The organism is Acinetobacter seohaensis, from assembly GCF_056431365.1.
Window position 1 is genome coordinate 1 of the sequence record NZ_JBWKMK010000027.1, and the last position, 8,666, is coordinate 8,666.

At 40.4% G+C, this 8,666-nt stretch carries 6 protein-coding genes and 3 pseudogenes; 6 read left to right on the plus strand and 3 right to left on the minus strand.

Translation table 11 applies throughout. From position 1 onward, the window contains the following. The 4 genes and pseudogenes from AC07E5_RS04310 to AC07E5_RS04325 form a co-directional block, all read left to right on the plus strand. A pseudogene (locus AC07E5_RS04310) lies at window positions 1-108 on the plus strand (helix-turn-helix domain-containing protein); the annotation flags it as partial. A gap of 121 nt (window positions 109-229) precedes the next feature. Next, window positions 230-454: pseudogene (locus tag AC07E5_RS04315) on the plus strand (transposase); the annotation flags it as partial. 1,243 nt (window positions 455-1,697) lie between these two features. After that, window positions 1,698-3,860: a phage tail tip lysozyme gene (locus AC07E5_RS04320; RefSeq protein ID WP_498624694.1), complete on the plus strand. Its 2,163-nt coding sequence runs from the start codon at window positions 1,698-1,700 to the stop codon at window positions 3,858-3,860. A gap of 638 nt (window positions 3,861-4,498) precedes the next feature. Beyond that, window positions 4,499-4,834, plus strand: coding sequence for a DUF1622 domain-containing protein (locus AC07E5_RS04325; protein ID WP_154321234.1), 336 nt, complete (start codon window positions 4,499-4,501; stop codon window positions 4,832-4,834). Between the two features lie 123 nt (window positions 4,835-4,957). Here AC07E5_RS04325 and AC07E5_RS04330 read toward each other — a convergent pair whose 3' ends face one another. Together AC07E5_RS04330 and AC07E5_RS04335 are read right to left on the minus strand one after the other, a co-directional pair. Further along, window positions 4,958-6,145, minus strand: a complete 1,188-nt coding sequence (locus AC07E5_RS04330; protein ID WP_171287397.1) for an MFS transporter — start codon at window positions 6,143-6,145, stop codon at window positions 4,958-4,960. A gap of 103 nt (window positions 6,146-6,248) precedes the next feature. Further along, a complete protein-coding gene (locus AC07E5_RS04335; RefSeq protein WP_004969779.1) occupies window positions 6,249-6,515 on the minus strand; it encodes a metal/formaldehyde-sensitive transcriptional repressor in 267 nt (88 codons plus the stop codon). 58 nt (window positions 6,516-6,573) lie between these two features. Here AC07E5_RS04335 and dmeF point away from each other — a divergent pair, with 58 nt between their 5' ends. Both dmeF and AC07E5_RS04345 read left to right on the plus strand, forming a co-directional pair. Then, window positions 6,574-7,521 carry a CDF family Co(II)/Ni(II) efflux transporter DmeF gene (gene dmeF / locus AC07E5_RS04340; protein ID WP_498624696.1) on the plus strand — a complete coding sequence of 316 codons (948 nt, stop codon included), beginning with the start codon at window positions 6,574-6,576 and terminating at the stop codon, window positions 7,519-7,521. 171 nt (window positions 7,522-7,692) lie between these two features. Further along, the gene (locus AC07E5_RS04345; RefSeq protein ID WP_498624698.1) at window positions 7,693-8,340 is read left to right on the plus strand and encodes a DsbC family protein; all 648 of its coding nucleotides are present in this window, start codon (window positions 7,693-7,695) and stop codon (window positions 8,338-8,340) included. A 218-nt stretch (window positions 8,341-8,558) separates the two neighbouring features. Here the strand turns inward: AC07E5_RS04345 and AC07E5_RS04350 are convergent. Beyond that, window positions 8,559-8,666, minus strand: a pseudogene (locus AC07E5_RS04350) (IS701 family transposase); the annotation flags it as partial.

Here is an 8,666-nt window from a genome sequence, read left to right on the forward strand (position 1 = left end):
GAAGTGTCCGTGTCTGTTGAAACCATTCGTAAGTTTTTACGTGATTCAGGTATGGTCTTCAAGCGTACCCGTCATAGCTTGAAAAAAAAGAGATCCGATTGCATTTGAACAAGCAACACAGCAGATTAAAAAATTACGAGAGCAAGCGGCACGTGGTGAAATTATATTAGGTTATGTTGATGAAACAGGGTTTTCATCTACACCTGATAACCGCTATGCATGGACAAAGATAGGTGATGTTCATGCGGTTGATGCAATAAGATTAAAACGAGTTAATGTCATGGGGTGTTTGCTTTCAACGGGGAAACTGGTGACAAGTTGTTTACAAGAGTCAGTTACAAGCACTTGGTTTTATGCCTATTTAACTGGAATAGCTCAACAAGTAAAACAGACTTATAACCTTCCATTGGTTCTTATTGTTGATAATGCCTCGATTCATAGAAGTAAAAAGATGNTCTCTGCTATTTCTTTTAATAACCCATGTGTCGGTTTTTCTTTCCACTTATATATATAATAGTCTTGATAGGTGTATAACAGGTTTTCACGAGCCAAAAGTAATGAGTCACCATTCCACTCGAAACCATAGCTTGCTTTATATGCCTCTTCGACTAAACGATGCCATTCAGCCTTATCATCGACCTCATTATTAATACGCTGCAGTTTTCTATCTACAAAACCAACACGTTCTATAAACGGTATAATTTCACCAGTTTCCATGTCATAGCGTGTTGCCATATAGGGAGCTTCACCACAAGTAAGCTCTAACCATTTTCGTTTTATATATGTTTCTAAATTGTCATTTAAATAATTCTGTTCAATTACATCATTTTGTTTTTTAACAATCCACGTTGGAGTAAAAACTTCGGCTTTAGACTTCGTTCGCTCTTTTTTTAATTCTTGTGATTTTAAAGCACGAGGCTTAATAATCTCCCCCATTTCCCCTGTGATTAATTCAGGTTTTATCTGAGAGGTTGCAGCATAATCATATTCACCATATTTAATATAATTTTCATTTGCCCAAATAATATTTTTTTTAGTTTTTGAGGTAGAAGTTGTTCGATCAATCAACAGAATATCAAGAATATCTGGAATACTCTCACGAATTTGATTTTCAGAAATATCTGCAGATGCATAATTTGTATTATTATTTTGGGATACTGTTTGAAAGTCAATCGTAGTATTGCAAAATGGTGCATGAATAAAATATTGACCAATAATCTTCTCAGCCGCACACGTTTTATTGTTATAGTTTTTTTTGAGTAATTGATTACTGAGATAAGACTTTATCTCGCTGACTTCTGACTTCTGACTTCTGACTTCTGACTTCTGACTTCTGACTTCTGACTTCTGACTTCTGACTTCTGACTTCTGACTTCTGACTTCTGACTTCTGACTTCTGACTTCTGACTTCTGACTTCTGACTTCTGACTTCTGACTTCTGACTTCATTATAAAATAAATCCTATATAAATCAATAGCTTTCAAACAAAAGCCTATTATTTTCAAAATAAAAAGAAGTATAACGCCTTATAGCCTATCAATTCCAATATTTACACTGGAAAACTGCCGATAAAGATACTTCTTTAAATTCACTATCATTTTTTGAAGCATTGGAGCACTTTTTTTAAGGAATAATTTAAAAAGCCCCAACCACCAACCAATAAAGATAAGCCCATCATAAAGTATTGGGTAATACACATGGCATTACGTGCAGACAGTGACGGCTTTATTATCGGTGAGCGCCGTTTAAAGGAAATTTCTAGCGGTATTAATCAAACAAAAGACAATACCCAAGAGATTTTAGACGTTTTAACCAAAAGCCTATTAGATATTAAAAAGGGATATGAGCGCGGCAATAGCATTATCGCCGATTCGTTTAAAAAAATAGAACGCCGCCGTGCGCGTGATGCCGATGCGCCAGCGATAAAAGCGCAAGCAGATCGGCAAGAAAAGACAAGTCGCGCTATAGATACTAATGTCAGAAAAGTGGTTGAAGCATCACAGGATATTGTACGCAGCACAAAGCGAGCAATTGATGCTGAAAACGGCGTTAATGCGCGTACAAGTACACCAGGTAGAACAACGGCGCGCGATGCCGATGCAGTGGATACGTCTAGCGTTAAATACCGTGCTGAAAAATCGCGTGAACGTGATGCCAACGGGCGTTTTATTGGTTCGGGTTCATCGAGTGAAAGCCGTTTTGTATTTGGAAAACTCAAGGACCTTGTAAGCGATGTCAGCGGTGGCGGCAATGTAGGTGATGCTCGCGGTTTAGACCCGACTATTGATGCCTTGGGCGAGTTAAAAGACTTAGTATCACCCGTGGGCGGTGTGTTTAAACGCATGAGCGTTAAAGCTGCAGGCGTATTCGCTGGACGCATACGCAAGCGCGGCATGGATGAAGCATTACCCGTTGAACAGGTCAAAGCCAATAAAGAGCAACAGCGCCATGATGTACGCCGTAACAAGTTATTAGAGCGCCTGATTGATGCGGTGCGCCGTAACAAGCCTAAAGGCGGTTTGCTGGATAGTCTAACCAAAGGTCGTGGCGGTTTATTGCGTTTGCTCATGGGTGGTGGCAAAGCCTTATTAAAACGTATCCCGTTGTTAGGTGCATTATTTGGCGGCGGTATGCTTGCGAAAGACTGGGGCAAGTTAGATAACGCGGGTAAAGGTAAAGGCATTGGCAACATTGTCGGTGGTATCGGTGGGGCGATTGTTGGCAGTCTGTTAGGTCCAGCGGGTACAGTGGCAGGCGGCGCATTAGGCGCTTATTTGGGTGGCGTATTCGGCAAAAAGGTCGGTGAATGGACCGACAGCTTAAAAGGCGTGGACTTTGCCAAAATTTTTAAAGACACACTAAGTGACATTTTTAGTTTTGCTAAAAACGCAGCGGGTTCAGCAGTAAATACGGCGATGATTCCATTCCGCGCGACACAGGGTGTCGCAAGCCAAGCATGGGATGCCGTTAGTGGTGCATACGGTTCGGCTAAAGATTATGTATCTGAAAAGCTAGGTTTTAACCAAGATGCTAGTGGTGGAATCTCTAAAAAGAAAAGCGACCGACAGTTAGCCATGTACAACGCATTGCGCAAAGCTGGTTTTTCAGAATCTCAAGCATTGGCGATTGGCGGGGAGATTGGACGCGAAAACGATTATAGCGATGTTATGTTTGGTACGCATACAGACCCAGCTAAGGATAAAAACGGAAATAGCATTAAAAACGGCGGTGTGTTGTCATGGAATAGAGGGCGCTATGCGAAATTCCAAAAGCACATGATGGACCGCGGTTTAATGGATAAGAACGGCAAGATGCCGAAAACTCAAGCCGCTTTAGATGCGCAAGCGGAATTTATTAAAAAGGAAATGGAATCCGACTATAGCGGCACAATGAAAAACTTTTTAAATAATCCCAATCTTAGCCCTGAACAATACGAAGCGGAAATGGCTAAGTATGTTGGCTGGGCGCGTGGGCAGACAACAATACGCGGAAAAAACGGCACACGTGTTGCATTTAATAGCGGATACCATGAGCAGAAAGTTAAAAACAACGTAAAAGAAATACAGGGTTTAGCGCGAACACAGGATGCAGAATTAAAAGCGGCGGCAAAAAAGCCAGCCCAGGAAAAAAGTATCCCAGCGGCAAAGAAACCCGCAAAAACAGCAACAGTATTTAAAGCAGATGCACCACGCCCAGCAGCAATCAAAGTGCCCGCCGTTACGCCTGAATTAGCCAAAATTGCGAGTAAGAAGCCGAGTGGGTCACAAGGTCCTTTAAGTGATTCATTCATGGGGCAAGGCGTATCAGATCGAAACCTAGCGCATATCATGGCGGGCGGGCTTGGTTATCGTGAATTCTAAAAGTTGAACCCATGTAGGGGAAAGTCCCCTACTCACTTAGGTATGATTTATTCAAATCACCATTCATCTATTACTATTAAAATATATTCTTTCTTCTATATATTTATTATTAGTGGCGGGTTTTCCGTAATCGGGTTTTCCCGTTACGGGCTATTTTTATGGGTATAAGCACAATTGGTTCAATTACGGTATAAGGGAGTAAAATGGGCATTGCTTTGTGTCGCAAAGTATCTAATTAGTATCCATTTAATATTTTATTATATATCTATTTGTATTTATTGGATAAAAACCTTTAAGTTATATTCTGTATTGGGAAATGATTTTTAGCGATTACTTCCTGATTTGATACAAAAATAGCATTAAGTTTGAGTGGCTTAGTGCTTTTTTATTATCCTATTTGGGGTGATCTGCTACTAAAAATCAGCCTATTCGTTAATGTTTAGTTTCTCATTCGGCACAAGCCCGATCTAACTTATGTCATATTTAAACATTTCAATTTATCTTTATGAAAACCCATCAATAATCACGTAAGTCTTTTTAAACCGCAGCATTTAAAGCTATGATGAGAAAATAATCAAAAATTGGCGCTCAATTCAATCCTAAATGCACGAGATGAAATCTCTGATGGAGGTATTTGGATGTTTGAACTGGCTTTTTTACGTGAAATACTCATTTCTTCGGTTCATTTTTTGCAATTGTCACTCGAAGCCATTTCTGTGATTTGCGTGGTGATTGGTCTGGTTAAAACTTTATTGGTGCTGGTTCAGTTAAAATCGGGGCGTACTGCACGTTATTGTTTTGGGGATTGGCTCGCGACGGCACTTGAATTTCAGTTGGCTGCAGATATTTTAGCCACCACAGTAGATCCAGATTTAGATAGCCTAATTAAACTGGCGATCATTGCAGTGATTCGAACCTTTTTAAATTACTTCCTAACTAAAGAATTAGAGCATCAAACCATCAATGAAAAATAATGGCTGCTGAGTTTGAGATCAAACAGAAGACATAGTCCTAGTCATCTACAAAGTTTGAATATTTGAATAAACTCAGCTGATCCAAACCTTGTCCTGATTTTAGTTTGTCGTTTAGATGAAACTTCATCCTAAAACAGGTTTGTTCTGCAATTGGCGATACCAAATAATGATGTAGCCACACAGTAAGCAGATGGCTGCACAAAAGCTAAGTACGGCGGTGGTTAAACCAAAATGATCGGCCAGATAACCGACTGCAATAATTGGCAGAATTGTGCCTAAATAGCCCACAAATAAATAGGTCGACATCACTGCAGCGCGATTCTGTAGATTGGTCATGGCATGAATTAAGCCAAAAGCACCAATCAATGCCAACCCGTGTCCTATGCCTAGCAGCACATCACTCACAAAAAATAGAAAACTCCAATGTAAATACATGCATAAACCGAGTACCAATAAACTCAATAACAGCAAATACAGCCCATAATTTAGGCATTTTTGTGCAGGAATGGCTTTAGAAAAATACTGCACCAGCGCTGAAATCAGCAAAATACAGGTGATGGCCAAACCACTGACCAAAGGCCCGTGCCACGGAATAATCACTTGCACAAAAGAGGGAGAGAGCGAAGCAAATAAACTAAAGGCAGCAAAGGCACAGAATGCGGTTAAACCTGTAATATAAAATTCTGCATGAAAGCGTGGTTCTGGGCGTTCTAATTTTGGGGCAATCGAGAAGGCTTGTGGTGTAAATTCAGGTGGCGCTAAACGTAACAATCCAATAAAACACAAGACAGCACCCAAAATGACTGGAATATATGGGCTAAACAAAGGTGCTGCTGAAAATTGTGCCACACCGCCACCAAGCAAAGGGCCTAAGCCAAACCCGACTGCGGTAATGACTGAACTGAGCTGTGGCGCATGTGCTTTATGTGATTCGGGGATACTCCACATTAAGCCAATTAACGCCGATGTGGTCATAAGACCTGAAGCAATCCCAATCACAAAACGCCCCAAAGCAAGCCAAAGTGCATTGGTGGCAAACATCGACAGAATCAGTCCGAGAGTGATGATCACTAAACCCAATTCTAAGGTTTTTAAGAAGCCGATACTGTTGCTGGTACGCCCTAAAAAGAGCAAGGTAGCCAAACAACCGAGCATATACGCCACAAAAATAAAGGTGATATGGCTGGGTAAAAGCTGCCACAATTCCTGATAAATTGGATACAGCGGGCTTGCAAGTGCCGTGCCCATGGTGCCAATAATCAGGGCGAGGCTGATCATCACGAAAGGATGCCAAGATTGAGATTGAGTCATAAAAAACTCGATTGATGGCTAAACTCTTGAGTTTAGTCTCATATAGTGAGAAATATCACTCAGTGTAAAGACAAGCCTTGAATCTGGTCAAGCCTATTTGTGTTTAAGCATAGCGTTTTAGCAGTTTCATAAACTCTTCCAGTTCATGTTCATCAATCGCGCATTGATCACCAATCACATGATGACGCAAATGCGATTCGATTAACTCATTCATCAAACCATTGACCGCACCTTTAATAGCTGCGACTTGTTGTAAAACTTCAATACAGCCATGATCAGGATTGTGAAGTGCTTGTTCCACTGCCCCAATTTGCCCTTGTAGACGTTTGACGCGATTTAAAATTTTCTTATCTGTATGTAAATGACCCACCACATCACCTCAATTTTTATATACTCTAGGAGAGTATATTTAACAATGATTTCCCATTATGCGTCAGCAACACTCTCATCGTATGCATCCACATCAATTCGATCAAGGCAATCCGCTGGCGCAGAATAAAATATTATATGCGGCTTTGCTGACGGCTGTCATGATGTTCTTGGAAATCTTGGGTGGCTGGATTTTTCATTCCATGGCTTTGCTGGCAGATGGCTGGCACATGAGTTCACACATGCTGGCGCTAGGTTTGGCTTATTTTGCCTATCGGGCAGCACGTCATTATGCAGCAGATACACGGTTTAGTTTTGGTACATGGAAAATTGAAATTTTAGCTGGCTATAGCAGCGCCATTTTATTGTTGGTGGTGGCTGCATTTATGGCAATTCACTCTATCGAGCGTTTATTTTTTCCTGTCGATATTCAGTATAACCAAGCCATCCCAATTGCAATTTTAGGGTTATTGGTCAATTTGATTTGTGCATGGTTATTACATGAAGATGATCACCATCACCATCACCATCACCATCATGAGCATACGCATGATAGCCATGACCTAAATCAAAAAGCCGCCTTTATGCATGTGGTGGCAGATGCGGTGACTTCAATTTTTGCGATTATTGCTTTAATTGCGGGTAAATATTGGGGCTGGGATTTTCTAGATGCACTGTTAGGTATTGTTGGTTCAATTTTAGTGGCGCGTTGGGCGATAGGTTTGATGCAGGAAACAGGGAAAACATTGCTGGATGCAGAAATGGATCATCCTGTGGTGGATGAAATTCGTGAAGTGATTGTAGAGTTACCAGTCAGTGTGATGATTACAGACTTGCATGTTTGGAAAGTCGGACAGGGTAAATTTTCCTGTATTTTGGCATTGGAAACCGCACACGATTTAGACGCAGATCAAGTCCGCACCGCCCTCGCCATTCATGAAGAAATTGTGCATATTTCAGTAGAAATTAATCCGCCATCAGGCTTGAATGTTCCACGTGAAACCTAAAGCGTTGCATAGCAAAAACGAGTTGTAGCAATTGCGTAATTCTGGCTTAAAAATACTGAATTCTGTGCAGCTTTCAGCTTAGAATCAGGCTAAATTTACTTTATTTAGATGAAACACATGATTAAACAATTGAGTTTAGCTGCCTTAATGGGATTATGCAGCGCCGTGAGCATGGCCGATGTTGCAACGGTTAGTAAAAATGTCAAACAACAGCATCCGCAACTGAAATTAGACAATATTCAAGCCACAGAAATGAAAGGTATTTACAGTGCCTCTATGGATGGTCAAGTGGTGTATTTGAATGAAGATGCACAACATATTTTGGCGGGTTCAATGATTCGTTTAAAGGATCAGCATAACTTAACCAAAGATTTATTGATCCAACAAAACAGTGTCGATTGGAAAAAGTTACCGTTACAAGATGCAATCAAAAGTGTGCGAGGTACGGGAAAACGTCAGATTGCGATCTTTTCTGACCCAAATTGCCAATATTGTAAACAGCTTGAGGCTGAACTGAAAAAGCTGGACAACATTACAATCTATACCTTTATTTTGCCGTTAAAAGCGCAATCTGTTGCGCCATCTAAACAGGTGTATTGTGAGAAAAACCCTGCTCTTGCTTGGGAAAACCTGATCACAAAAGCACAATTGCCTACAAGTCAAAGCAGTTGTGCCAACCCTGTGGAGCGCAACATTGTTTTAGCGCATCGTTTAGGTGTAAACGGTACGCCTGCGATTATTTTCTCGAATGGCTTTAAAGTTATGGGAGCATATCCTGCGGCACAAATTGAACAGATTTTTAAAGAATTTGGTCTTTAAGAACGGCTAATTTTTTATCTGATATTGGCAACTAAAATTGTGTAGTGTGTATCGGAGCAAACCTGAAATTTGTGATTGCGAAGTAGATATAAAAAAACCGCCTCAATTTTTAGGCGGTTTTTTTATTGAGAGAGAAGATGTTTGACTGAAAAATTACAGTCGTTAAACAGTATTTAAGCGCGTGATTTTTTCTTAATAGTATTAGGACTTACGCACTATTACTTATAGATTCTCTGTGGTAGCAGATGATTTTTATCGAGAATAAAGTCATCAATGAAGTTTTTGATCATTGGTCTAAATAATTTCTTCTGCCAACGATATATATT

Excerpts from the sequence above, each read along its gene's own strand:
- AC07E5_RS04320 (WP_498624694.1), top strand. The coding sequence starts at position 1,698 with ATGGCATTACGTGCAGACAGTGACGGCTTTATTATCGGTGAGCGCCGT.
- AC07E5_RS04325 (WP_154321234.1), top strand. The coding sequence starts at position 4,499 with ATGTTTGAACTGGCTTTTTTACGTGAAATACTCATTTCTTCGGTTCAT.
- AC07E5_RS04330 (WP_171287397.1), bottom strand. The coding sequence starts at position 6,145 with ATGACTCAATCTCAATCTTGGCATCCTTTCGTGATGATCAGCCTCGCC.
- dmeF (WP_498624696.1), top strand. The coding sequence starts at position 6,574 with ATGCGTCAGCAACACTCTCATCGTATGCATCCACATCAATTCGATCAA.
- AC07E5_RS04345 (WP_498624698.1), top strand. The coding sequence starts at position 7,693 with ATGGCCGATGTTGCAACGGTTAGTAAAAATGTCAAACAACAGCATCCG.